Genomic DNA, 26,301 nt, shown 5'->3' on the forward strand with positions numbered 1-26,301 from the left:
TGATTCTGCGTTTGGAGTGATCTGGTGTAATGATGGATCCGTTCGTTCGTGTTTATAGATACAGATAAAAGGAGAGAAACTCAAATGGCTTACAAATTAATGGCAATTGACATCGATGATACCCTTATCAACGACAACAAGGAAGTAACTCCTGCAACACAAACGGCATTGGAGCAAGCAGTTGCCCATGGTGTAGTGGTTACCCTGGCAACAGGACGTGCCTATGCTTCTGCACAAGCACTTGCTCGCCAAACGGGATTGAACGTGCCGATCATTACGTATCAGGGTGCTTTGGTCAAAAACCTGCTGGACGAGAAAGTACTCTATGAGCGCTATGTCCCGCAAGAAGCTTCCCGCAAATTGTACGACTACTGCCTGGAGAACAATCTCCATCTTCAAACGTACATTGATGACAAGCTGTATGCTCGCGAAGAAAACGATAAACTGCGTGATTACGCCAAACTGAATGGTACCCAGTACCATATCGAGCCGGACTTCATCAAAGTTATCGAACAACAAACACCAAAATTGCTTATCATCGATGAGCCTGACTATCTGGATAAAGTGGCCGTTGACCTGCGTGAATTGCTTGGACCAGAAGTGCATATCACCAAGTCCAAACCATACTTCCTCGAGATCATGCATCGTGAAGGAACCAAAGGCCATGCCCTTACCTTCCTGGCGGATCACTTTGGTCACCAATTGAGCGAGTGCATTGCGATCGGTGATTCCTGGAATGACCATGAAATGCTGGAAGTTGCCGGCCTTGGCGTGGCTATGGGCAATGCGATCCCTGCTCTCAAAGAGCTGGCAGATTACATTACGGCAAGCAACAACGAAGACGGCGTGAAGCAGGTCATTGAGAAATTTGTGCTGAACGCGGAGTAATACGATAACGCAAAGCATACGGTAAAACAAAACAGCCCTGGGCAGCGAATAAACTCGCTGAACCAGAGGCTGTTTTTGTTTTGGTTGTATCACCGAATTGGATAGTGATCCACCCAGGCAGCAAGGAGCGAGAGAATAAATGCCGAACAGATCGTTGCATATAATTTGATCATGCTACTCACTCTCCCCTTTTTACCTGTTTTTATCGATCCTGGCCGTCATATGAACTTCGTATGTTGCTTCCGTACTGCTCATCAAACTCACGGTCACGTTCCCTGATCTCCTGTATCGTCTTCCCCATGTTCATACCAGGAATCAGACCAATCAACAGAAGCACCATGCCAACAGTAAACAATAAGATCGCCACAACCAATCCAATGAGGCCACCTGTCTCGGACACAGCTTCCAAATAACGTCCCCATCTGGTGGACCAGACAGTCACTAAAGGAATCTGTATAACAGCAGCAATATGAATAATGCCATAAAGGACAATCCCCGCGAACAGAAATATTGCACCGAGTCTTTGTCTGTTCAACATGATTCCTCACCTCATTCCTATGTAAAAAAGGTAATACCTATTTTACCACAGGTTTGGAAGTTTGCACCAATGAATTGGTTCGTTTACCTCTCTTCAGCCAGCTCATCACTTTCTCATTCATCGCCAGCAAGCCGGATACTACAAGCACCACACCGATCCAGGTAATCCAGCTTACATGTTCACCATAGACAACCGCTCCAAGACCAACCGCAATCGGAGGTGAAATGTACAGCCAGGTTGCCGGGAACAGCGGGTTGGTACGTGACATGATCCAGTAGAACAGGCTATGCCCTACCATTGATCCAATCACCGTCAAGTAGATCAGGGACAAGATCGCCGGAGCCCAATCAAGTCCAGTCGTGCTCCACGATTCCGTCACCGCCGAGAGCCCGGATAACAGCAAGCCTCCATACATCATCTGTACGGCATTAATCGCTACGGGACTTGCTTCCTTGAACTGATTGATCACCTTCTTGGAGTACAGGGCGCCTGCTGAATAGCATACTTCTCCCACAAGCACGGCGATACACCCCCATAACCACAGTGAACTCCCACCAATGGATACACCGGGTAAAACGACAAGCACAACGCCTCCAAAACCGATCAGGCAGCCTGCAATCATGCGGGCAGAGGTTTTCTGCCGCAGCAGAGCAGTCTGCATCACCATAATCATCAGTGGCCCGGTAGCTGATAATATAGCCCCAACGCCTGAGCTGACATATTGCTCTGCCCAATATAATGTGGCAAACGTACCAAAGGTCAGCCCTGCTCCGGTCAGGAGCATTTCTTTTCTCCACAGCAGGGACAGATTGACCTTCCCTTTCATCCACATCCATGCAAACATCAATGCCCCTGCAATGATAAAACGTAATCCGGCCGATAAAAAAGGCGGCATGCCTGCCTCGACCCCAATTTTAATCGCCAGGAACGTTGTTCCAAAAATAAGACACATTACTGTAAATGCTGCTGCAACCATGCTAGCCCCTCCTTCATCTGCTCTCCATCATATAGCACTGTCTACAGAACAGAATGACGAAAACAGAACAGAATCTACTCATTTCCTGTTACAATAGAGTCCAAAAGGAGCGTGAGTCGGGTGGGCAAAACCATGTTGATGACAGATAACAGCCTTAAACTATATGAACAGGTGGTTCATTATCTCGTGGTGCGTATTGAGGCGGGAGAGTGGGCCGAACATGAAAAGCTCCCTTCGGTGCGAAGCCTGTCCGAGCAGCTCGGTGTACATCGGCTTACGGTGTTCAAAGCCTATCAGGAGCTGAAGGAACGCGGGAATGTGTACGTGAAGGACAAGTCCGGTTATTATGTCAGTCCTGCTGACCCGTCGCCTGTAGCGGACCAGGCAGATGACCCTGCTGTATCCGCCTGGCTGCACTGGGACTCACTCGCGCGCGTGCAGTCCCTTGAAGCCGAATATCAATTTTCAAAGTCACTGATTGATCCTGCCCTGCTCCCTAACCTTTACTGGGGAGAACTCATGCGGGATTTGCTGGATCAGTATCCCCGGCTGCTCGGTACGTATTCTACCATTCAGGGTGATATGGAACTGCGTAGTGCGCTGGCAAGCAATCTGACACTGAAAGAACGATTTTACATTTCAGCGGAAGAAGTACTCATTACTACGGGAGCCCAGCAGGCCATTGATCTGATCTCCCGAAGCCTGGTCAGACCAGGCGATCGTGTCCTGATGGAAAGGCCGACCTATGGCCCTGCCATGGAAATTTTCCGCAAACAGGGTGCACGCCTGATCTTCACGGATATACACCCGGCGGGTTATGATCTGGAACAAATTAAGCATCTGATGAAGACGGAGAAGCCACGCGTATTTTACATGACGCCAACCTTCCAGAATCCGACCGGTATTAATATTCCAACCGAACAGCGGAAACAGCTTCCCGAACTTGCCGAACAATATGGATGCTTTCTCGTTGAAGATGACAGCACGTACGATATTTATTTTAAAGAGAAACCTCCGGCGCCAATCTTTACGTACGATACGACAGGACACACGCTCTACATTCGCAGCTACAGCAAATATGTTGCGCCAGGTCTACGTATTGCGGCCATAATGTGCCGTCCCCGGTTTATGCCAGGACTGCAGGCGGTTAAAGCACTGGCTGATAACGGAACTCCCCTTCTGAACCAGAAGCTGTTTCTCCGTTACTTTCAATCTCCGCGCATGCATCAGCACCTGTCGAAGCTGCGTACCGCCATACAATTACGGATGGAAGTCATGGAAAAATGTCTGCAAGAAACAGACTGGAATTGGACACGGCCTGAAGGCGGACTCAACATCTGGGCGGAGCTTCCGGAAGGTATCGATACAGGACGACTGCTTCACCAGTGCATGGAGCATTCTGTTGCGTTTGTCCCCGGAACGGTATTTGATCCTTCGGAAGCTTCCGCAAGTCGCAAGCTGCGTTTGTCCTTCTCCTATACACACGAACAGCAGATCCGCGAAGGGATGAACAGACTCATCGAACTAGTTAAAAGGATGGATTAGCTCTCGTATGTTTCCACTAATGAACTGACATCCACAATGGAATTACAATGGAGCTACAGTAAACGAATCAAAGAGAAGAGCCCGGAAGATCATATGACCTTTCAGGCTCTTTAGATATTTTAAGATCTAAATTATACGGCTGCTTGCTTAATCTGTTCTGGATATTACTTTGTCCACCAGTCCATATTCCACCGCTTCCGCTGCGGTCAGGAAATAATCGCGATCCGAATCTCTCTCGATGCGCTCCAGCGGTTGGCCTGTATGGTTCGCTAACAGCTCATTGAGCCGCTGGCGGTGCTGAATAATTCGGTTGGCATGAATCAGCATATCCGATGCCTGCCCGCGCGTACCCCCATGGGGTTGATGGATCATAATCTCACTATTTGGCAGAGCGAACCGTTTTCCTTTAGTTCCACCGACCAGCAGAATCGTCCCGAAACTCGCGGCCATGCCAGTGCAGATCGTTGAAATATCCGGCTTCACAAATTGCATCGTGTCATAGATTGAGAATCCGGCTGTAACAGATCCACCCGGACTGTTGATGTACATCTGGATATCCTTTTCGGGGTCCTCTGCGGTCAGAAACAGAAGCTGAGCCACAATGGCATTTGCCATCTGATCCTCAATCTCCCCGGACACCATAATGATTCGATCTTTCAGCAAACGTGAATAAATATCATAGCTCCGCTCACCGCGGGCTGTCTGTTCAACTACATAAGGTACATGGTTCATGCCTGTCGCCTCCCGGTTTACGCAACCATGAGCGCGGCATATCCTCCTCCATACATCATTGAAGTCATGCCGGAATTGGAATACCCGTACATCATTGGCTGCGTTGATGAAGACGGCAAAGACTGCTGCAGAATCGTTCCTGCCACGGCCACCGGATCATCCGTACGATTGAGGCACAGATCAATCAGACGCGCCGCATCTCCACTGCGAAAAGCCATCAAATAGCTTCGCAGCTGCTCTGCGCTCACTGAATCTTCATCTGCGCCACTCGCTGCTTCGCCTTCCGTTTCCAGGCTTCGTCTGACGCGTTCCAGAGCAGATCTGGCGCGATTCAGCGCGGCTTTGACCGCTCCTTCCGATGTATCCAGCATCTCCGCAGTCTCTGCCGTCGTGTAACCCATTAAATCACGTAATATATATATCGCTCGCTGCCACGGCGGCAGCTCATTGACAAGGATCTGAACAGCAGACTCGATCTCCTCGAATCGCTCCTCCTCCGCACATTCTTGCATAAATGGTTTCAAGATATCCAATTTGCAAGCGAGCTTCTCCCGCTTCCGAATGACGTCAATCCATGTGTTGCGCGCAATCCGGATCAGATAGGCTTCCCAGTTCATCTCTTGCTTTGTACTACAGGACTGCATAGCCGAAGAAGCCAGCATTTTCACGCAGGTATCCTGAACCAGATCCTCGGCCTCCCAGGTTGAACCGGTCAGAGACAGACAATAAGCGTAGAGACTGCTCATCAGATCTGGCAGCACACTTTCCATCATCTGTTCCACGCTGTATTCAGCTTGACGACCAGTCTGGGTATATGGTTTGAATGGGTTACGATGATCATGTGGTCTGTTGATTCTGCAATCCACGGACTTCACAAAGGCCATGTTTGGGGCCCCCCTTTGTTGGTTCCTGATTGATCTTGCTTCATGTGATGCTTTTTCAATGACTTGCTCTTATGCTCTTACACTATGTAAACGAAGAACCTCCGGTAAAGGATACGCTCTTCTGTATTTATTTTTTTAATTCTAAATAGATTCTAACTTAAACGTTGCCCAACTGTACCCTCATGCCGGTAGCTGCCAGCGTAATACCTGGATCCAGATCGTAGTTTTGCTGTACATCCACGTCATGAGACATATGGGTAAAATAGGTGCACCCCGGTTTCAGTTCCCGCAGCAGTTCCTGCGCCTCGCGCATGTCGTATACGGAACGTGTGGAGAATTCCGCAAGCTCATGGACAAAGCTCGTTCCGATCACCAGCAGATCCAGCCCGTGCAGCGGCTTCTTCTCTGCTTCCTTCAGATCGATGGCATCCGAACAATACGCCCAGCTGTACCCCTCCCGCTCAAGCCGATATGCATAGGAATAACCGTTTTTACCATGGCAGACTTTCCAGGAGTGCACGTTCCATCCGCCAAGCTGGATATCATCATCCGTTTCCAGAAAGTTCATGTGCGCGCTTAGCCAAGGAAATTGCTCCTGAATGGTGGTGATTACTTCGCGCGGTGCGTACAAGCTGCCCTTAACCCCCAGCCAGCGGCAGGCATCCGCCCATTCCGGCAAACCTCCAATATGGTCAAAATGCGCGTGTGTCACCAATAATGTATGAACCATACGCAATCCCTGATCCTCCATCTGTGATCTCCAGTCTGGTCCGCAGTCAATCATAAACGGTTCGGATGCGCCATCTGAATGGATCAGAACAGAAGAACGTTTACGCTGGTTGATCCCGGTCAGACGGGCCTCCGTACAGACTGCACAATCACAGTATACACGCGGTACGCCCATGGCATCCCCGGTTCCCAGAAATGTTAGCTGATTCAATACAGTGATCCCCTCTCTATCTGATGCTGTACTTTCCAAGAAGTTCTGTTTCCTAAATTGTATATCCTCGCCCCCTGCTTTTGCAAAAAAAAGCTCTCCCTATGCAGTTCTAATCCTGCACTAGGGAAAGCCTGATCTCTGACTACATGTAGTCAGCGTATGTAACTTCGACTTGGTCCGCTTGTCGCCTAGACCAAGGCACGCAATTTCAAGGTCAATTCCTGACCCTCGGGCACATCTCTCGAATCGGTAATGACCCAATTTGATGCCAGGCGCTTCGCCAGCACTTCTGCCTGCTCCGGCTTCAACTTCAGGCCGGTTACTACGCCCTCACCGACCGTGAAATCACGCTCCGGTCGCAAACCAAAAGCTTTCTCGATCCAGATACCCAGCCCGCCCCGGGTATTGAATGTAATTCGGTAGCCCTCTTGAACGGCTGCCTCCAGATTTTCTCCATGCTCCTCCGCATACGAGATAAAGTCATCATACCTGTAGTGCTCTTCGGAAACCGCATCAAAAGCAGCCACGTCCTTGGCCTTGATAGCCTGTAGTATTTGGTCTTCAGACATGCCTTTGCCACGGGCCTGTTCCAGGCGAATGGCCGTACTTTGGGATAATTTGATCTCTGTACTCATCATCTCTCACCTTCCTGTTCATCCATTCGGATGCTAGAATTATAACCCAATTATATCCTGTCCCGATATCCGGATACAAAGTGTCCCGGCGACACTTCCATCCATTCCGGTTCTTCATCCCCGCGACGTGCTGATGGGTCCGTGTCCCCGCTATAGATGGGTGGCATCTCGTTGCGAACGCTTGGATCCGGAACGGGTATTGCAGCGAGCAAGGCCTGGGTATACGGATGTACCGGATTGCGGTACAGTTCTTCGGTTGGAGCCACCTCAACCAGTTTGCCGCGATACATTACCCCAATCCGGTTGGAGATATGACGTACCATCGACAAGTCATGGGCAATGAACAAATAGGTCAGACCCATCTCTGCCTGCAGGTCTTCAAGCATGTTGACCACCTGGGCCTGTACGGATACATCCAGCGCAGACAACGGCTCATCACACAGTATAAACTCCGGATTGACCGACAGAGCCCGAGCAATGCTGATCCGCTGACGTTGTCCACCGCTGAACTCATGCGGATAACGTTCGGCATGTTCCGGCTTCAAGCCTACGCGGTTCATCAGGTCATACGCTCTCCCCTTCATTTCTGCCTTCGAACCATAGTTATGAATCTCCATTGGTTCACTGATGATTTGCAAGACATTCATGCCTGGATTCAGTGATGAGTACGGGTCTTGGAAAATCGTCTGCATCCGTTTGCGAAACGGCTTCAGCTGTCTTTCGTTCATCTTGGCAACGTCCTGTCCGCCAAACAGGATACTTCCATCCGTCACATCATAGAGTCTTACGATGCTGCGTCCAGTTGTTGATTTGCCGCAGCCGGACTCACCCACGAGTCCGAACGTCTCCCCCTTATGAATATGGAAGCTAACGTTATCGACAGCCTTAACGACTTCCTGACCCTTGTTTCTTCCACGCACGGGGAAATATTTTTTTAGTCCACGCACGTCCAGCAGCACTTCACGCTGATCTGTTATTGCACTCATTTCTCCACCTCCTCTGTACGTGTTCCAAGTTGTGCCTGGTGTTGGTTTCGATCTTCGTCATTCAGCAGCCAACATAAAGCGCGATGGCCCGGTGCTGTTTCGGTATACTCAGGCATCTGCTTGCAGACTTCCATCGCATGTGGACAACGTTCCATAAACGGACATCCCGTTGGCGGGTGCAGCAGGTTCGGCGGTGTGCCTTCAATCGTGGCGAGCCGTTGTCGCCCCCCTTCTTCACCCGGCTTCGGAATGGATCGCAGCAGTCCCTGCGTATAGGGGTGCTGGGGATGGGCAAATATGCGTTCCACCGGCCCTTCTTCCATAATCAATCCACCATACATCACGATCACGCGTGTACAGACCTGCGCGACGACACCAAGGTCATGCGTAATCATTAAAATAGATGTCTGTGTGGATTCCTTCAGCTCCTGCATCAGCTGCAAAATTTGCGCCTGGATCGTCACATCAAGTGCCGTCGTTGGTTCATCGGCAATGAGCAGCTCGGGCTTGCAGGACAAAGCCATGGCAATCATTACACGTTGGCGCATCCCGCCGCTGAATTCATGCGGATATTGGTCGATGCGTTCCTCTGGTGAAGGAATACCTACCTGGCGCAGCAGCTCAATGGCTTCCTTGCGAGCCGCGGACTTATCCATTTTCCGGTGACGGCGAATAACTTCAATCATCTGTTTGCCCACACGGACTACAGGATTAAGCGAAGTCATCGGATCCTGAAATATCATGGAGATCCGGTTGCCCCGAATTTTGCGCATTTCACTATCCGATTTGTTCAGCAGATCTTCTCCTCGAAACAAAATCTGTCCATCCGTAATCCGCCCCGGCGACTGGATGAGCCTGATCAATGAACGGGCTGTTACACTTTTGCCGCTGCCCGACTCACCAACGAGTCCAACTACTTCGCCCTCATTCAGGGTAAAGCTTACCCCCCGTACGGATTGCACCTCTCCTTCACGGGTGGCAAAGGACGTTCTCAGTTCTTTGACCGATAATAAATCTGTCATTGTTGTATTCACCCCGCTGTGTAAGTTCAACCAAAGAATATTAGTTAATATTATCTATCTTTTGTTTGCTTTAGGTTCAAAGGCTACACGGAATACATCACCCAGGAAGTTGAAGGATAGTACTGTCAGCAAAATGAACAATCCAGGGAAAATGGCCATATACGGCGCTTCACTGATGAAGCCCTGGGCATCATTCAGCATGCTGCCCCAGGAGGAATTCGGCTGTTTGACTCCCAGGCCGAGAAAGCTCAGGGACGATTCCATAAGAATAGCTCCTGCAATATTGATGGTTGCGGCTACGATAATGGTCGGCATGATGTTGGGGATGATGTGCTTCATAATGATGCGGAAGGGCTTCTGCCCCGATACCCGCGCATACAGAACATACTCCCGCTGCTTCACCGACATGGCTTCCGCCCTCACAATCCGGGCAATGTTCATCCAGCTTAACACCCCAATAATGACGATAATCGTGCCAATTCCCGGTTTGAGGTACGCGTTCAGGATCAACATGAGGAAGAATGACGGAATGGACATCAGTACGTCCACAATACGCATCAACGTATTATCCACCCAGCCTCCAAAATAGCCACTCACCGTGCCGACGAGTGTACCTACTATAACTGCGATGGCCATCGACAGGAAACCTACCGCAAGAGAAACACGGCCTCCGTACAGCGCACGAGCCAAATAATCTCGTCCATAATCATCCGTCCCGAACCAGTGATCCGCACTCGGCTGCTGCAATCGCTCCATGACCACAATCTCATTGGGATCATGCGGGGATAAAAACGCAAACAGGGATGCGAGCACAAATATGCCCAATATAATGACAGCCGCAATGCCCAGTTTCTGATGCCTGAACTGCGTCCGTAAGTTACGCCAGCGCATTGAATTCATGTTGTCTCACCCCGTTGTCTTAATTCGTGGATCTACCACGCCATATAGAATATCGGCTACCAGGTTACCGACCACCAGCAGCACGGAGGAAATCATCGTAATGCCCATAATAATCGGATAATCCAGACCATGCACGGCTGAGATTCCCAGTGAACCCATCCCTGGCCATGAGAATACAGATTCCGTAATAAACGCTCCGGCAATCAGCTCAGGCAAGGACATGCCGAGAATGGTGATGACCGGAAGCAGTACATTTTTGAGCACATGGCGAAGCAGTACTGTTCCTCGGGTAGCTCCATAAGCATACTGAATCTGAACATAGTCCTCTTCCAGCTGACTGATCGTATTTGAACGAATATAACGCATGTACACCGACACATTCATGAAGGTCAGTACGGTACATGGCAGAATACCATGTTTGATAATATCCCACGCCGAATCGACTCCGACGGTCCGCATGCCCATGCTGGGCAGCCAGTGCAGCTGTACGGCGAAAAAATAAATCAACATCATGCCGAACCAGAAGCTCGGAATGGAAATCCCAATGTAGGAAAGAAGACTGAGACCACGGTCAAACAAACTGTTCTGGCGCGAACCCGCAATCATGCTCAGTGGAATCGAAATAAGTAATGATAACAATAGCGACGCTCCCATCAATCCAAACGTAGCGGGAAGACGTTCAACAATTAATTCGGCAACCGGGCGGTGATTGACCAGTGAATAGCCGAGATCACCTGTCAGAACATTTTTCAGCCACACCACGTATTGCACATACATGGGCTGGTCCAGTCCAAGATTTTGCCGAATACGTTCCACATCCTCTGCTCCCATATTGGGAGTAACAAAGGAAAGCACCGGATCGCCCGGCGCCAGCTTGATCAAGGTAAAGGAAACGATGGAGATAACAAACAAAAGCGGGATCGCCTGTACGATCCTTCGGACAATATAGTTATTCACACGGGCACCTCCGAATCAACGCCGGCCTCGCGGCCGGCGTTATTGGCTTGTTATATAGAATGAACGCATGTGGATGGAACCAAGGATTCACAACAGCCACTCCGATGACAGAACAACCTTCCGATCGCTGTTATCCCCAGATTTCTTTGATTCCTTTATAAAAAGGGGAAATCCGGGAATAAAGGCGAACGCTTTGCTTCTTCAGGTTATTTCTGCTCTCTACGTTCTTGGTGAATCTCAAAGGTTCAAACCATGTTTTCATTCGATATAATTATTTTTTATAGATTTTAGACAGGTCTTCCAGCATAACTACCGGTTTCGGATTGGCATCCTCAACACCGCCGTACGTGTTGTCCACTGCTACCACTGCTTTTGTGTATGCAATTGGATATACGGTCATTTCGTTTGCTACGGTTTGTTGAATTTGTTTGTACAGCTCTCCACGTTTTGCTTCATCAATCTCAACCGCTGCATCACTCCACAGCTTGTCGAAATCAGCGTTTTTGTAGTGGGAGTAGTTATATGCTGCATCGCTCAGGAAGAGGGATTTGTAAGCATCCGGCTCATAACCCATGATGTATCCGCCAAAGGACAGTTCAAAGTCTGTATTGTTCATATCCAACGTACGGTTACCATAAGCTGTTCCGTCCATCGGCAGCAATTCCACTTCAATACCCACATCTTTCAGCTTTTGCTGAATGTACAAGGCTTGGCTTGTTTGTGGTTTATTTGTGTTTGTGTAAGCCAGGCGCAATTTCAGATTGCTTACGCCTGCATCGGCCAGCAGCTGCTTGGCTTTCTCGAGGTTGTAGTCATACTTCTCCACATCGTCGGTTTGATACAGCGTGTCGGGTGTCAGAATGGACGCAGCCGGTTCAGCAAAATCAGCCGAGGAATACGAAGCTGTGATCAATTCATTTTTATCCAAAGCATAGGCAATCGCTTGACGCACTTCTTTCTTTTGCATGGAAGGTACGTTCAGGTTAAACACCATGTACTGCAGGCGGCCTTCCGGATAAGTCAGCATGTTGAATTTGCCTGTATCATTCAATTTGTTGTAATCCTGTGTATCGACCATACGCATTTGAATCTCGCCATTTTGCAGAGCCAGGTTCGCTGCATTCGGGTCTTTGGCTACACGGTACGTCACGCTATCCAAGTGAGCTTTGCCTGCAAAGTAATCGTCAAAACGTTCCAGTGTCACATATTCACCTGGGCGGTATTCCTTGAATTTGAACGGACCGGAACCGATTGGGTTGTTGTTTTTGTCGCTTTTCTCAATATCCGCTTCGCCTTCAAAAATGTGTTTCGGGATTGGGGAGAAGGAAACCAACGCGCCTTCAAAAGCTGCTGATACTTCCGGCAGTTGGAATTCCACGGTGAGATCGTCCACTTTCGTAACTTTCACCGGTTTGCCATTGAAAACATATTGGCTGCGGGAAGAGCTATGCTGCTTCTCATCGAGAATGCTGTCCATGGTAAACACGATATCATCCGCCGTCAGCGGTTGTCCGTCATGCCATTTCAGTCCATCCTTAAGCTTCAATGTATACGTCAGGTGATCTTCCGAGAAGCTGTCGCTTTCGGCGAGCACATATGTTTTTTTGCCATCATTCACGTTAAATAGTGGAGCATATAAGGACTGATCAATCGTCAACGTGACACGGTCTCCCGCGTAGATCGGATTCATCACTTTGGGATCATCCTGTACTGCAATAATAATGCTTCCGCCATCTTTCGGCTGTCCATTATCCGTAGAAGCAGTACTTCCCTCGTTATTAGAAGAAGTATTTGCTCCATCACCACTGCTGCCGCATGCACTCATGATTGCAACAACCAGAACCAGCATCAATGACAGCCACATTTTTTTAGATTTCATTATGATATTTCCCCTCGCTGTAATTTATCTTCTGTTAGCTAGTATATCAAGGATTCGACAAAAAGCAATGACTTTTTCCAACTTAACCTATCGGATTTTATTTAAATCGCTTTATTGTCCAACAATGCAAAAAACCTCCAATTCGCTGACTCCAGCAAATCGAAGGTCTTTGTTTGTAATTCTTTTATAGTCCTGCCAGTACCTGATACCAGACACCACGTTTGGAATATAGCGTACTGCGTACTTCGTCCCAGCCACCAAGGTAGTTGATATCAAACAGACCTTCAGGTGTTGGAAACGTGGATTCCGTCTCGGCAAATACATTCGGATCTACCGAACGAAAACCATGCTTGGCGAATATGCGCTGAGCCTCCGGAGTTCGCAGGTAGTCCACAAAGGCCTCTGCCAACTCCCTATTCCCATGTTTATCCGCATATTTATCCACCACAACCGCCGGATTTTCAATCAGGATTGTATTCTTCGGTACAACGATATCGTACTTAACACCCTGGGCAATACGGGCAAGCAATTCATTCTCATACGTCACGATGACATCGCCGACGCCATATTCAAAGGCTGCCATGGAAGATCGGCCGCTTTTATCCAGTGATTCGACATTTTCATGCACCTTCTCCAGAAATGCTTTGGCAGCGGCAGGATCCTTCTGGCCCTTTTCTTCCGACAGCTTCAGCCCTGCTCCGTAGATTGCATTGATATCCCATTGGGCTCCGCCTGACGTTTTGGGATTGGGGTACAGCACCTTGACTCCCGGCTTGGTCAAATCTTCAAAATCACGGATCCCCAGAGGGTTGCCATCCCTTGTTCCAAGAACAACAATGGAACGTGTAATCATGCCATCATTCGGCGTTTGTTTCCAATCGGAGGTCACGAGGTCGGCTTTGACCAGTTTATCGATGTCACTTTCCATGGCGAGCAATGCCACATCAGCCTCGAATCCGCCAACAATGGCCCTTGCTTGAGTACCTGAAGCTTCATAGGACTCCTGGAAATTAACCGTCTGTCCGGTTTTTGCTTTCCATTCCTCCTTGAACTCGGGCAGCAGCTCTCCGACAGCATCCTTGGCTACACTGTATGCACCAATGACAAGTGTATTGGATTGTTCAGCCGCAGAGGGTCCGTTCTGTTCGCCTTCCGCTTCCTGATTGCTGCAGCCTACGGTCATGCAGACGAGCAGAAGCATAAGGGCAGCGTATAGGAGTATTTTTTTCTTCTTCATCGTCTGCATGGGGCAGCCTCTCTTTCGAGCGCATTTTAGATCATGACCGGCATTGGATCTTCCTTCAGGCGATTCTCGACAACCCAGCTATCCGTGTCATTAAACAGATAAGCGCGGTGTACAAGCACCCGAATCTGTTGACCTATCTCCAGTGTCGTTTTCTCAAGTGAACGATATGTGATCAGCTTGTGGCCCTGTACCTCGACTTCCACCATCCACTCACTGCCGCGGAAGTGAAGATGCTTCACCGTACCCTTTTCGGTAGCTGACAGCATGGAAAATTCGTTTTTCAGACCAATCTCGATGTACTCAGGCCTGATTAAGGCACGCGTGTGATCTCCTTGTACCGCATGTTCAAAGCCTTTAAGCTGCGAGGCATCCTCCACAACGGTGGATTCACCAATAAAGGTTGCCACAAATGGAGTCTGCGGATTTTTGTAGATATCCCACGGTGTTCCTTTTTGCTCTAAACGGCCTTGGCTGATAATCATGATTTCATCCGCAACTTCGATCGCTTCATCCTGGTCATGTGTTACAAAGATCGAGGTAATGCCGACCCGCTCAATCAGCTCTCTCAACCATGAACGCAGCTCCTGGCGAATCTTGGCATCGATGGCGGCAAAAGGCTCATCCAGCAGCAGCAGCTGCGGCTCAGGAGCCAAAGCTCTGGCAAATGCGACACGCTGACGCTGTCCACCGGACAGTTGATGCGGATAGCGCTGTTCAAAACCTTTTAGCCCGGTCAGCTCAACAAGTTCCATGACCCGATCACGAATCTGGGCTTTGGGTGTCTTTTTGACCTTAAGTCCAAAAGCGATATTATCAAAAACAGTCATGTGTTTGAACAAGGCATAGTTCTGAAAAACAAACCCGATTCCCCGCTCCTGCGGAGGCAGATGATTCACAACCTTGCCGTGAAAGCGAATCTCTCCGGAGTCCGGGTTTTCCAGACCGGCGAGCATGCGCAGAATAGACGTTTTGCCTCCTCCACTGGGCCCTAGCAGACCGATCAGATGGCCTTTGGCAATATCGAACGAGACATCTTTTACCGCATGAAATTGACCGAAATGTTTGTTCAGATCACGGACTTCCACATGCATCTCAATGCACTTCCTTTCGCTTCTTGGCCCATTCCATCATGAGCAGCAGCCCAACGGAGAAGGTAACCAGTACCAATGCCACACCATTTGCGGCAGAGACATTAAAATTCTCAACATCCTGATAAACAAGCGTTGTTGCCGTCTGTGTTTTGTTCATAATATTGCCCGATACCACCAGCACTGCACCGAATTCTCCAAGCGATCGTGCAACGGTAAGTACAAGCCCGTATACGACAGCCCAGCGAATGGAAGGCCAGGTGACACTCCAGAACGTCCTCCACCCATATGCGCCAAGCGTTGAAGCCGCCTCTTCCTGCTGCGAACCGAGCTCCTGCAGAACCGGCATAACCTCCCTGACCATCAGCGGGAATGTGACAAACAGCGTTGCAATGACCATTCCAGGGAAGGCGTACACTACATTGAAGCCGATTCCTTCAAAAAAGCCACCCATAATGCTGTTCGGCCCGAGCAGCAATACAATCATCAACCCGCCAATGACGGGGGACACCGCATAAGGCAGGTCCACAATGCTGTTTAACAACCCTTTGATGCGATCACTAAGCCATCCGGCACGAACCAGGTAAATGGCCATCATAATGCCAAACAATGTATTTAACAGCGTGACGACCAACACCACAAGTCCGGTCATCATCAAGGCATGCAGCGCCTCAGGGCGCATCAGCCCATCCAGAAAGCCTCCTGCACCGTCTTCAAATGCTCCGATCAATATGCGTCCCAAAGGAATAATCAGAAGCACAATAAATACCGCAAACGTAAGTCCAATTAATAGCCGTCTCATCGTCTTCTCCCCCGCATCTGCACCAGATTAATCAGCCAGAGGATCAGGAAAGAAAGCGTGAGGAGCAGCACGGATACAGCAGCTGCACCCGTAGGATTGTCACTTTCAATCTCGCCGTAGATAAATACGGAAGCCGTCAGCGTTCTGCCCGGGATGTTGCCCGCCACCAGCACAACTGCTCCAAACTCTGCAAGTGCTCTGGAGAAAGCAAGCATACCACCGCTAATCATGCCTGGAGCCATAGAAGGCAGAATGACCTGCCTGAACGTACGCGCCTTCGATGCACCCATGGTATAGGAGGCTTCTTCCTCCGAAGGGTCGATCTCCTCCAGAAGCGGCTGCACCGCACGAATCACGAATGGAAACGTAACAAAGGTCATCGCAATGACGATCGCAGGCTGATGAAACACGATTTCAATTCCTATGGTTTCAGCCAGCTTGCCTACAGCACTGACCGGTCCAAGCAGCAGCATAATCATTAATCCGCCAACTGCAGTAGGAAGTGCAAAAGGCAGATCTACGAGACTGTTGAGAAACGATCTCCCAAAGAAACGATAACGCGTGAGCACCCAGGCAATCATGGTGCCAATTACCACGTTAATCAGTGTGGCGATAACAGCCAGTCGAACGGTAAGCAATACAGCTTTCCACGCGATTGGATCCATGATGCTCTCGGCAAAATTGCTCCATCCTTCAGAGAAGGAATTGACGTACACACCGATAATTGGAAGCACGATGAGTACAATAAAATATAGCAATACAGTACTGCGGAATCCCCAAGTCCATCCCTTGTGACGAAGAACGGTATTCATTGCTGCATTCCCTCCCAGCCTCCGGCTCCATATCCGGTCGGCAGTCTCCCTGCTTTGGTACATTCATTTTTCTAAGTTGAATTATATCACTTTAACATTATTCCCATTAGTCTACTTGGTTTTTTGCTTATCTGATACTTTACCAGTTTGCAGTGCTAACCGTCAATGCTTTTATTGTATATAATTTGGGCGTTTAGCAGATGATTGGTTAACCATTTTACCCGTGAATTGTGGTTTGTTTGAATTGGAGTGGTTAAGGTACAATTTAGAAGATAATTTAAGAGGATAAGGAGCGCTGCCAGATGTTATATACGAAAAAAATATCAACCTCCAGACGGGATGAAATCAAGGATATCACAAGAGAAGTAGAGCAGGTTGTCCGCAATAGCGGTGTACAAAACGGAACTGTCCTTGTCTATTGTCCCCACACCACAGCAGGTATTGCCATTAATGAAAATGCCGACCCGGATGTTAAACATGATGTGCTGCTTCGTCTGAACGAAGTGTATCCTTGGGAACATCCCCAATATCGACATGCTGAGGGGAATACCGCTTCCCATCTGAAATCCATCACAACCGGTCCATCTCAAACGGTGATCATTCATGAAGGCCGATTATTACTCGGCAGATGGCAGGGGATTTATTTCAGCGAATTCGACGGCCCTCGTGAGCGCGAATATTTTATCAAGATCATGGAAGGCTAATTCAGCCAAACGCAAACAGGCGGACAACCCTAATTTAGGGCTACAATCCGCCTGTCTTGGTCTTTCGCGCCAATAAACTTTCGCGAGACAACGTTATAAAGAATTAATGTTATGACAATTCACCGCCCTGAAGTATAGGAGTGCGACAAAAGCGCCTTTTATAGGACGCCAGGCTGGTGTTATAGATTGCGGCATAGAACTTTGACATGAGATAATGCCGACGATTCAATCTCAGCAAACGTTACACGATCCTGAATATAATACGATATAAATCCGTGCATGGACAAAAACAGCGTGCGCGGCACACATTGGATATCTTCATCCGTACAGCCTTCCTCGTTCATGTACTGCCTGACAATGGAAGCAAATAATTCGAAGCATCTTCCCTGCTCCGTACGACAATAAGATAACAGCTCCTCATCCCGAATCATGAACATAATCTCGTATTGATACGGATTCTCCAGACCAAAACGAATGAATTCCAACATGATATGCTCTACCTTGCTCATACCGCCCACGACTGGCCTGACCATGGCTTGCAGCAGCAAATGTCCCAGATGATTGAAATCTTCTACCACAATGGCATAGAACAATTCTGCCTTTTCCTTGAAATGATAATACAGCGACCCATGACTATAGCCCAGATGCTGGCCGATGCTTCGCATCGAAATGGCGCGGTATCCTTTGGTAATAAAAAGATGTCTCGCCGCCTCCAGGATCCGCTCCCTCGACAACTCTTGTTCGACTGCTCTTCTAGCCATATATTTTATTCCCCTTCAATAAAATAAAGCCGCTGTCCCTCCGTGATCCGGGATTGCCCTTGCGTCAAATCCGTGATCCAGGCGATGAATGCCTCGGTTTCACTATCCGGCGGAAGACAAGTCAACGTAACCTTATCGGTGAATCCAGTTTCACCCGTACGGACTTCCCGGCTTCTTAATTCATTTTCCACTTTTCCCAGCCACGTATAATCCAGTTCCACAAACACTTCACGATGAAGCACTTTGGTTATGGCCTCTCCAGCTTCAATAGCCGCTACAGCGCCATCCGTATATGCACGGATTAAACCGCCAGCTCCAAGCATGATTCCCCCAAAATACCGTGTAACCACAATAGCCACATTTTTCAGTTGCTGATTTTTGATGACTTCAAGAATGGGTTTCCCAGCAGTTCCGCTTGGTTCCCCGTCATCGGATTGCTTCTGGATCTCATCTCTTTCCCCTATCATGTAGGCGGAGCAATTATGAGTGGCATTCCAGTGTTTCTTCTTGATTTCATCAATAAAAGCAACTGCTTCTTCTTCCGTTGTAACTGGCATAATGTGACCGATGAAACGCGACTTCTTGATGACAATTTCCAGATTGCCCGGTCCTCGAACCGTGCGGTAACGTTCAAGCATTTCAATCCAACTTTCCGATTTAATCCATTTTACAAGAAAGCAGTTCCCCGCGCGGACGCGGATGAACTGCCTTGGTTTAAACATCCGGGGATCACTGCATTCAACCTCACAACGAAACCCGGGTGTCATTACACATGCTTTATTTAACTATATGAGTCAAACCAAGAATTATTCGGAAAGTCTCGCTTCAAGCGCAGCTTTCTCTTCTTCAAAGCCTGGTTTGCCCAGCAATGCGAACATATTTTTCTTGTAAGCTTCTACTCCTGGTTGGTCAAACGGGTTGACGCCCAGCAGATATCCGCTGATGCCGCATGCTTTTTCAAAGAAGTATACCAGATATCCGAAAGAATATGGAGACATATCCGGAATATTCACAATCAGGTTTGGAACTTGGCCATCTGTATGTGCAAGCAGCGTACCTTGGAACGCTTTTTTGTTGACGAAGTCCATTGTTTTGCCTTCCAGGAAGTTCAGACCATCGAGGTCATCCGGATCAGCTTCGATCGAGATATGCTCGGATACTTCAGCTACCTGAATGACAGTTTCGAAAATGTTCCGGCTTCCTTCCTGGATGAATTGACCCATGGAGTGCAAGTCAGTGGAGAAATCAACTGATGCAGGATAGATTCCTTTGTAATCTTTACCTTCACTCTCTCCGTAAAGCTGTTTCCACCACTCGGATACAAAGTGCAGGGATGGCTCGTAGTTAACGAGGATTTCTGTTCCTTTACCTTTACGGTACAAGGCGTTACGAACAGCAGCATATTGATATGCTTCATTCTCAGCTACATTCGGGTTGCTGTATTCTTTGGATGCGTCAGCTGCACCTTGCATCATTTCTTCGATGTTAATGCCAGCTGTAGCAATCGGCAGCAAGCCTACTGCTGTCAGTACCGAGTAACGTCCACCTACATCATCCGGAATAACGAAAGACTCGTAACCTTCTTCGTTTGCCAGTTTTTTCAGTGCGCCGCGCTCTTTGTCTGTTGTAGCATAGATACGTTTGCGAGCTTCTTCTTTACCGTATTTTTTCTCCAGTGCTGCGCGGAAGATACGGAAAGCAATGGCTGGCTCGGTTGTCGTACCGGATTTGGAGATAACATTCACGGAGAAGTCTTTGCCTTCAACCAGATCCAGCAAGTGAGTTACATAGGTGGAACTGATATTGTTACCTGCGAAATAGATTTCAGGCGTTTTGCGTTTATCTTTTGGCAGGTTGTTATAGAAGGAGTGTGTCAGCATTTCAATCGCTGCGCGTGCACCCAGGTATGAACCACCGATACCGATAACGATCAGTACTTCGGAATCACTTTGGATTTTGGCAGCCGCTTTTTGAATGCGGGAGAATTCTTCCTTGTCATAAGCGGTTGGCAGGTCAATCCAGCCCAGGTAATCGGATCCGGTTCCCGTTCCGTTGTGGAGCTGCTCGTGAGCCAGGCGAATCGGTTCAGCGAAATAGTCCACTTCATGCTGGTTTACAAATTGCAAGGCAGTGCTGTAATCAAACTTCACTTTTTTTGCCATGATCTAAAAACCTCCTGATATCGGTAGCTTATTTTTCCGTTTTCCATTCAAACAACTTAGCATAAGGATACTTCAAATCCACGGGGCTGACAAGCTTGCAGCTTGAACTTTGTCACTTCTAATTCAAGAAGCAAAAAGGGTAAACCAAACCCGCTGATTGCAGGTTTTGGCTACCCTTCTTGTATTATTCCGCCGGGTACGAGCAGCAGTAGTCGGTAACGCTGCGTATCTCCAGTTTGAATTTGGATTCGGCAGGCACGTGGAACGTAGCTTGACCTTGAATCTCTTGCCAATCTTCTTCTCCGGGAAGCAATACTCTCAGATCGCCGGACAGAATCTCCATGATTTCACGGGAATCTGTACCGAACTCATAGCTGCCTGGGAGCATGATGCCCAGAGTCACTTTGCTGCCATCCCCCAAAATAACCGTTCTGCTGGTTACCTGGCCATCATAATAAATGTTGGCCTCTTTTACTACACTGACTTGATCAAACTGTGACATGCGTACCCGCTCCCCCTGAAGTTAATGAAAACAAAAGGCAAAACAGATCAGGATATATCCTCATCCTTACTCTGCCGGAAATAACTTTGCTGCCACGAACAGAACAGATTGGGCTGTTCCATTCGCAGCAGCGTTTTTCAAGCTATTACAGCAATGCTTTTACGCGGCTAACCACGTTATCGACTGTGAAGCCATACTCTTCGATAACACGGTCGCCAGGCGCGGAAGCACCGAATGTGCTGATTCCGAGAATGTCGCCTTGATCGCCAACATATTTCTCCCAGCCCATTGGATAAGCCATTTCAATGGCCAGACGAGCTTTAACATCCGGAAGCAGGACGGATTCTTTGTAAGCTTTGTCCTGTTTCTCGAACAGATCCCAGCTCGGCATGCTGATTACGCGAACTTGGATACCTTGTTCAGCGAGTTCAGCTTGAGCTTTGACAGCCAATTGCACTTCGGAACCTGTAGCGATGATTTGTGCTACTGGTTTGCCGTCTTTTGCATCCGAAACAACATAAGCACCGCGTTTAACGTTCTCACGGGAGCCTTCTACTGTTCCTTCCAGGATCGGCAAGTTTTGACGAGTGAGTACGAGTGCTACCGGGTTGTTCTTGTTCTCAAGCGCATAAGCCCATGCAGCAGATGTCTCATTACCGTCAGCCGGACGAATTACTGTCAGGTTAGGAATGATACGCAGGGACGCAAGTTGCTCAATTGGCTCATGCGTAGGACCATCTTCACCAACAGCAATACTGTCGTGAGTCAGAACGTATGTCACAGGCAGACCCATCAGGGCAGCCAGACGAACAGCCGGACGCAGGTAGTCAGTGAACACGAAGAATGTACCACCGAATACTTTCACACCGCTGTGCAGTGCCATACCGTTCATTGCTCCAGCCATACCGAATTCACGGATACCGAAGTAGATGTTGCGGCCAGAGTAATCTTCTGGTGCAAAGTTTGCAATGTTGTTCAGGTGTGTCATTGTGGAGCTTTCCAAGTCAGCAGATCCACCAGTCAGATGAGGCACGTTGTGCGCCAAACCGTTCAGTGCATTACCGGAAGCAACACGAGTGGAAAGAGCTTTGTCTGTTGCAGCATATTTAGGCAGATCGCGGTCCCAACCTTCTGGAAGGTCACCGTTGATTGCTGTTTCGAACTGAGCTGCCAGCTCTGGGAATGCTTTTTTGTACTCGGCGAATTTCTCGTCCCAAGCTTTGTTTGCGGAGATACCACGATCTTTGACTTGAGCAAAGTGATCGCGAACTTCAGCTGGTACGTGGAAATCTTCCTCGTAAACCCATTTGTAAAATTCTTTGGTCAGTTTCGCTTCGTCAGCACCCAGTGGGGAACCGTGAGTACCGCCGTGGCCGCCTTTACCTTGTTTGTTCGGGCTACCATAACCGATAACCGTTTTTACTTCGATCAGTGTAGGACGCAGTGTATCAGCTTGTCCTTCCTGAATTGCTTTTTCGATTGCAGGCAGATCGTTACCATCTTCTACACGCAGCACTTGCCAGCCATAAGCTTCGAAGCGTTTTGCGATGCTTTCGGAAGAAGACAGGTTCAACTCACCATCAAGCGTGATGTCGTTGGAGTCGAACAACATGATCAGTTTACCCAGGTGCAGACGTCCGGCAAGGGAAGCTGCTTCGTGGGATACGCCTTCCATAAGGTCACCGTCACCACAGATTGCATAAGTGTAGTGGTCGATAACGTTGAATTTATCCTTGTTGTATGTCGCGCCCAGTTGTGCTTCAGCCATAGCCATACCTACAGCCATTGCAATACCTTGTCCCAGTGGGCCAGTCGTAGCGTCAACACCTGCAGTATGTCCGAATTCCGGGTGACCCGGAGTTTTGCTTCCCCATTGGCGGAATTGTTTCAATTCTTCCATAGGAAGATCGTAGCCACTCAGGTGCAGCAAGCTGTACAGCAGCATGGAACCATGTCCTGCAGACAGCACAAAACGGTCCCGGTTAACCCAAGTTGGGTGGTCCGGGTTATGTGTCATCGTTTTTGCAAAAAGTTGGTACCCCATTGGAGCGGAGCCCATAGGCATTCCCGGGTGTCCCGATTTTGCTTTCTCGATTGCATCAATTGCCAGAGTACGTACAGTTGTAATCGACAGGTTGTCGATTGTGTTGTTCTCGTCCTTTTGAATCGCTTCGTTCTTGTCAGTCATGGTTTGTCCTCCTCATGTCTTTAGATAAGTCGGGTGCGCAAGCGAATCCCTCTCATCATACAAGCAAACCGTATATAACAATAAGTGAATCCGCTTGAATGTTTCATTTTGACTTATTCACTTTTGTATTGTATCACTTGGCGTGAAGCTTTTCCATAACCTTCTTTTAGAAGTTCCGGAAAATTCGGTTGTTTGTGGGTGAGACGGGTTTATTCCAGCGCAGAATAAAAGGTGTTCGGTAGAGCATTTAAGCCCATGTCCGGCTTGGCAAGCCTCGCTAATCCATCGGATGAAGTATAACCTTTAACCGGAAAACCATACACTTTTTACAGCTCGAAGTTTTTTTCATAGGGTATCGTTCATGTTTCTGATTCGAAATCCCTACGGCTGTGTTACTCTCAGAAAGAAAGGAGGCTTGCCGCATGTCAGGACCACAAGCTGTAGAGCCAAAGTCGTCAAATCATCCATTACCCTGGATTGCAGGGACGTTAACAGGCATCATCACCGGTTTATTTCTTGGCTTATTTCTTAAAGTGGTTCAGGCTTACACGGGTGAAAAGGTGTATACCCTGCTGCTGAATGTTGATTTTGTGCCCTGGCTTCCGCCCATTTTGCCTGAATGGTTCGAATTTACGCTCCATCTTCTTGTTTCTGTCATCATCGGCCTCTTCTACTTCTGGTGGATTCAACGTTCCGATTTCCCTTTGGTTAAAGGCTTTTTGCTCGGTGCGTTCTCTTCCCTGCTATATATTCCGCTCTCTCTGTTATCTGTACGAGTTCCAGGCTTAATGGATTTAAAGGCCATATCGCTTTGGATTATCGGACACCTTCTATTTGGCATTCTCCTTGGCGTCTGCGGACGGATATGGAAACGACAAAAAGGCGATTCCCATTCAGCTCGCAAATAGGAAGTCGCCTTTTCTTATCAGGGCCGATTCACATGGTCCCGAATCAACCTTGCACAGTATTAAAGCATCAAGCTAAAATACAACGGTCTTGTTTTCGTGAACCAGAATCCGGTCTTCAACATGCCATTTAACCGCACGTGCAAGTACAACGCGCTCAATGGTACGTCCGATCCGTTTCAATTCGGTCACGTCATCTCCATGGCTTACACGCTGAACGTCCTGCTCGATAATCGGCCCGCCATCCAGTTCTTCGGTCACATAATGCGCTGTTGCTCCGATAATTTTAACACCACGATTATACGCCTGAGCATATGGCTTACCACCGACAAAAGCCGGAAGGAAGGAATGGTGGATATTAATAATCCGATTCCGGTAATGCTCAATAAACATTGGAGAGATAATTTGCATATAACGTGCAAGAATAATGACATCAATATCGTTACCGATGACGTCCAGCTGACGCTGCTCCGCTTCCTTTTTCGTATCAGCCGTTACCGGAATATGATGATAAGGAATGCCGAATGATTCCACGTAATCCTTCATATCCAAGTGGTTGCTTACCACGAGAGCGATATCGGCATCAAGGTCTCCGGCCTGCCATTGCCACAGCAATTCAACCAGACAATGATCTTCCTTGGATACAAAAATAGCCAGTTTCTTCTTGCGGCTAACCGCAGAGAGAGACCACTCCATCTTGAAGCGCTCGGCCACTTCCGCAAAATCAGCTTCCAGCTTGGCCAGACTCGCTGTCAGTTCCGGAAGATCGAATTCGATGCGCATGAAAAACATGCCGCCAGCCGGGTCCATGGTGTACTGGTCAGACTGAACAATGTTTGCACCATGCTGGTGCAGGAAATGTGATACGGCAGCTACAATTCCTGGACCATCCGGACAGGAAATAAGCATCCGCGCCCGATCGGCGCGGTTTTTGGAATCAGGACGTGCTTGTTTTGCATGAATCTCCATCGGGCTATTCTTCCTCCTTCAATTAAGCCGTGACCAGCAGTTCTTTTCCTGCAAGCCAGGCGATCAAACGATGATTCAGTTGCTCTTCGTTCAAATGCGGGAACAACGCTGCTTCCGCTACCAGATCATACAACCGCTCCAGCGGTTCACGCGGATCAGCCTTTTTGGCTTTTGCATCATTCTTGAGCAGCGTCCAAACGTCGAGAATATAGGAACGCGAGTCAATCTCTTTCCCCTGGAAGAAGTGCTGCAGCTGCTCTACCTCTGTTAGGAATTCCGGACCAAACCGGCCGCTCACATCTCCACGAAGCAATGCAATTTCCACCTCGTACATCGGGCGTTGTGTCTTGGCTTCCTTGCCGATCCATGGTGTCTCCAGAATAAATGGACGTCCTTGAAGCGCCTCGTGATGAACGATGCGATTAATCGCTTCAAAACCAATCCAGCCGGAACCAATCGGTGTATGACGGTCCTTGCGTGCACCTACTGCATTCTTACTATCATTAATATGCATTACGGTAATGCGGTCAAGCCCTACTGTACGATCAAACTGCTCAAGCACTCCATCCAGATCATTCACGATATCATATCCTGCATCATGAATATGGCATGTATCCATACATACCGCGAGACGTTCGTTATGCGTAACCTTCTCCATGATCTGTGCGATCTCTTCGAAGCTGCGGCCCATTTCGGTCCCTTTTCCAGCCATTGTTTCAAGAGCAATCTTCACATCGGTCTCTTTGACACCGTCGAGCACTTCATTGAGCCCTTCGGCAATTCGTCCAATACCATAATGAGCATCCTTATCCGTAAAGGCGCCGGGATGAAGCACAATATTTTTGACACCAATGGCATGCGTACGGCGGATTTCTTCCTGAAGGAAGCTTACAGCCAGTTCATACGTGTTTTCTTTGTATGAACCAAGGTTAATAATGTATGGCGCATGGACAACAATATCTTCCATTCCGCCCTCTTGCATGGCAAGCTTGCCTTCCTCGATATACATGGACTCAATAGGCTTGCGGCGCGTATTCTGCGGTGCACCCGTATATATCATAAACGAACTGGAACCGTACGAGGACGCTTCCTTCGTTGCACTCAATAATCCCTTGTCCGAAAAGGACACGTGGGAGCCGATTTTCAGCATCATTGATCCCCCTTTTTCTGAATTATCCCTTATTCTAACGCGATTATCGAAATAAATCTAGAAATGCGCTATAATTCGGGTTACAGGCTATTTTTTACAGCTAATTTGGAACATGGTGGGCGGAATCCGT

General features: G+C 48.5%; 26 protein-coding genes. 4 read left to right on the forward strand and 22 right to left on the reverse strand.

Going from position 1 to position 26,301, the window contains the following annotated elements; all coding sequences use genetic code 11:
* Positions 1–84 precede the first annotated feature (84 nt).
* The gene (locus GUA98_RS10650; protein WP_193723005.1) at positions 85–888 is read left to right on the forward strand and encodes a Cof-type HAD-IIB family hydrolase; all 804 of its coding nucleotides are present in this window, start codon (positions 85–87) and stop codon (positions 886–888) included.
* A gap of 202 nt (positions 889–1,090) precedes the next feature.
* On the opposite strand, the gene GUA98_RS10655 is transcribed toward GUA98_RS10650, so the two are convergent.
* Both GUA98_RS10655 and GUA98_RS10660 read right to left on the reverse strand, forming a co-directional pair.
* The gene (locus tag GUA98_RS10655; RefSeq protein WP_193723006.1) at positions 1,091–1,426 is read right to left on the reverse strand and encodes a hypothetical protein; all 336 of its coding nucleotides are present in this window, start codon (positions 1,424–1,426) and stop codon (positions 1,091–1,093) included.
* A 37-nt stretch (positions 1,427–1,463) separates the two neighbouring features.
* Positions 1,464–2,402, reverse strand: a complete 939-nt coding sequence (locus tag GUA98_RS10660; RefSeq protein WP_193723007.1) for a DMT family transporter — start codon at positions 2,400–2,402, stop codon at positions 1,464–1,466.
* Positions 2,403–2,522: 120 nt separating this feature from the next.
* On the opposite strand from GUA98_RS10660, the gene GUA98_RS10665 reads away from it, so the two are divergent.
* Positions 2,523–3,947 carry a PLP-dependent aminotransferase family protein gene (locus tag GUA98_RS10665; RefSeq protein ID WP_321573864.1) on the forward strand — a complete coding sequence of 475 codons (1,425 nt, stop codon included), beginning with the start codon at positions 2,523–2,525 and terminating at the stop codon, positions 3,945–3,947.
* A 147-nt stretch (positions 3,948–4,094) separates the two neighbouring features.
* Here GUA98_RS10665 and clpP read toward each other — a convergent pair whose 3' ends face one another.
* The 13 genes from clpP to cysT form a co-directional block, all read right to left on the reverse strand.
* Positions 4,095–4,679: an ATP-dependent Clp endopeptidase proteolytic subunit ClpP gene (clpP, locus tag GUA98_RS10670; protein WP_153977386.1), complete on the reverse strand. Its 585-nt coding sequence runs from the start codon at positions 4,677–4,679 to the stop codon at positions 4,095–4,097.
* Positions 4,680–4,696: 17 nt separating this feature from the next.
* Positions 4,697–5,563 (reverse strand): RNA polymerase sigma factor, encoded by an 867-nt coding sequence (locus GUA98_RS10675; RefSeq protein ID WP_193723008.1) that lies wholly within the window; start codon positions 5,561–5,563, stop codon positions 4,697–4,699.
* Positions 5,564–5,720: 157 nt separating this feature from the next.
* Positions 5,721–6,503, reverse strand: a complete 783-nt coding sequence (locus tag GUA98_RS10680) for an MBL fold metallo-hydrolase (protein WP_193723009.1) — start codon at positions 6,501–6,503, stop codon at positions 5,721–5,723.
* A 188-nt stretch (positions 6,504–6,691) separates the two neighbouring features.
* Positions 6,692–7,138: a hypothetical protein gene (locus GUA98_RS10685; RefSeq protein ID WP_193723411.1), complete on the reverse strand. Its 447-nt coding sequence runs from the start codon at positions 7,136–7,138 to the stop codon at positions 6,692–6,694.
* Between the two features lie 50 nt (positions 7,139–7,188).
* Positions 7,189–8,124: an ABC transporter ATP-binding protein gene (locus GUA98_RS10690; protein WP_153977383.1), complete on the reverse strand. Its 936-nt coding sequence runs from the start codon at positions 8,122–8,124 to the stop codon at positions 7,189–7,191.
* Positions 8,121–9,146 (reverse strand): ABC transporter ATP-binding protein, encoded by a 1,026-nt coding sequence (locus GUA98_RS10695; protein WP_153977382.1) that lies wholly within the window; start codon positions 9,144–9,146, stop codon positions 8,121–8,123. Before GUA98_RS10695 ends, GUA98_RS10690 begins: the two co-directional genes overlap by 4 nt.
* A gap of 54 nt (positions 9,147–9,200) precedes the next feature.
* Entirely contained in the window at positions 9,201–10,046 is an 846-nt protein-coding gene (locus tag GUA98_RS10700; RefSeq protein WP_153977381.1) for an ABC transporter permease, read from the reverse strand.
* Between the two features lie 6 nt (positions 10,047–10,052).
* Positions 10,053–11,003 (reverse strand): ABC transporter permease, encoded by a 951-nt coding sequence (locus tag GUA98_RS10705; protein WP_127538232.1) that lies wholly within the window; start codon positions 11,001–11,003, stop codon positions 10,053–10,055.
* A gap of 271 nt (positions 11,004–11,274) precedes the next feature.
* Positions 11,275–12,882 (reverse strand): ABC transporter substrate-binding protein, encoded by a 1,608-nt coding sequence (locus GUA98_RS10710; RefSeq protein ID WP_153977380.1) that lies wholly within the window; start codon positions 12,880–12,882, stop codon positions 11,275–11,277.
* A 184-nt stretch (positions 12,883–13,066) separates the two neighbouring features.
* Entirely contained in the window at positions 13,067–14,128 is a 1,062-nt protein-coding gene (locus GUA98_RS10715; RefSeq protein WP_193723010.1) for a sulfate ABC transporter substrate-binding protein, read from the reverse strand.
* Positions 14,129–14,154: 26 nt separating this feature from the next.
* Positions 14,155–15,219 carry a sulfate/molybdate ABC transporter ATP-binding protein gene (locus GUA98_RS10720; RefSeq protein ID WP_153977378.1) on the reverse strand — a complete coding sequence of 355 codons (1,065 nt, stop codon included), beginning with the start codon at positions 15,217–15,219 and terminating at the stop codon, positions 14,155–14,157.
* A 1-nt stretch (position 15,220) separates the two neighbouring features.
* Positions 15,221–16,018, reverse strand: coding sequence for a sulfate ABC transporter permease subunit (locus GUA98_RS10725; protein WP_153977377.1), 798 nt, complete (start codon positions 16,016–16,018; stop codon positions 15,221–15,223).
* Complete coding sequence (cysT, locus tag GUA98_RS10730; protein ID WP_153977376.1) at positions 16,015–16,830, reverse strand: sulfate ABC transporter permease subunit CysT; 816 nt, start codon at positions 16,828–16,830, stop codon at positions 16,015–16,017. Before cysT ends, GUA98_RS10725 begins: the two co-directional genes overlap by 4 nt.
* A gap of 302 nt (positions 16,831–17,132) precedes the next feature.
* Between cysT and GUA98_RS10735 the strand changes: the two genes are divergently transcribed.
* The gene (locus GUA98_RS10735) at positions 17,133–17,534 is read left to right on the forward strand and encodes a secondary thiamine-phosphate synthase enzyme YjbQ (RefSeq protein ID WP_127538226.1); all 402 of its coding nucleotides are present in this window, start codon (positions 17,133–17,135) and stop codon (positions 17,532–17,534) included.
* A gap of 179 nt (positions 17,535–17,713) precedes the next feature.
* Here the strand turns inward: GUA98_RS10735 and GUA98_RS10740 are convergent, their stop codons facing one another.
* The 5 genes from GUA98_RS10740 to tkt form a co-directional block, all read right to left on the reverse strand.
* The gene (locus GUA98_RS10740) at positions 17,714–18,295 is read right to left on the reverse strand and encodes a TetR/AcrR family transcriptional regulator (RefSeq protein WP_095289205.1); all 582 of its coding nucleotides are present in this window, start codon (positions 18,293–18,295) and stop codon (positions 17,714–17,716) included.
* 5 nt (positions 18,296–18,300) lie between these two features.
* Positions 18,301–18,933, reverse strand: coding sequence for a YigZ family protein (locus GUA98_RS10745; RefSeq protein ID WP_095289361.1), 633 nt, complete (start codon positions 18,931–18,933; stop codon positions 18,301–18,303).
* Between the two features lie 168 nt (positions 18,934–19,101).
* Entirely contained in the window at positions 19,102–20,457 is a 1,356-nt protein-coding gene (locus GUA98_RS10750; protein ID WP_095289204.1) for a glucose-6-phosphate isomerase, read from the reverse strand.
* A gap of 184 nt (positions 20,458–20,641) precedes the next feature.
* Positions 20,642–20,959, reverse strand: a complete 318-nt coding sequence (locus GUA98_RS10755) for a pyrimidine/purine nucleoside phosphorylase (protein WP_095289203.1) — start codon at positions 20,957–20,959, stop codon at positions 20,642–20,644.
* A gap of 145 nt (positions 20,960–21,104) precedes the next feature.
* Positions 21,105–23,147: a transketolase gene (gene tkt / locus GUA98_RS10760; RefSeq protein WP_193723011.1), complete on the reverse strand. Its 2,043-nt coding sequence runs from the start codon at positions 23,145–23,147 to the stop codon at positions 21,105–21,107.
* 422 nt (positions 23,148–23,569) lie between these two features.
* Here tkt and GUA98_RS10765 point away from each other — a divergent pair, with 422 nt between their 5' ends.
* Positions 23,570–24,055 (forward strand): hypothetical protein, encoded by a 486-nt coding sequence (locus GUA98_RS10765; protein WP_193723012.1) that lies wholly within the window; start codon positions 23,570–23,572, stop codon positions 24,053–24,055.
* A 72-nt stretch (positions 24,056–24,127) separates the two neighbouring features.
* Here the strand turns inward: GUA98_RS10765 and purU are convergent, their stop codons facing one another.
* Complete coding sequence (gene purU, locus GUA98_RS10770) at positions 24,128–25,021, reverse strand: formyltetrahydrofolate deformylase (RefSeq protein ID WP_127538223.1); 894 nt, start codon at positions 25,019–25,021, stop codon at positions 24,128–24,130.
* 22 nt (positions 25,022–25,043) lie between these two features.
* On the reverse strand, positions 25,044–26,171 hold the full coding sequence (locus GUA98_RS10775; RefSeq protein WP_110821347.1) for a deoxyribonuclease IV: 1,128 nt from the start codon (positions 26,169–26,171) through the stop codon (positions 25,044–25,046).
* Positions 26,172–26,301: the final 130 nt, after the last annotated feature.

Origin of the sequence: Paenibacillus sp. P13VS (assembly GCF_015143645.1) — a bacterium.
Classification (GTDB): domain Bacteria; phylum Bacillota; class Bacilli; order Paenibacillales; family Paenibacillaceae; genus Paenibacillus; species Paenibacillus xylanilyticus_A.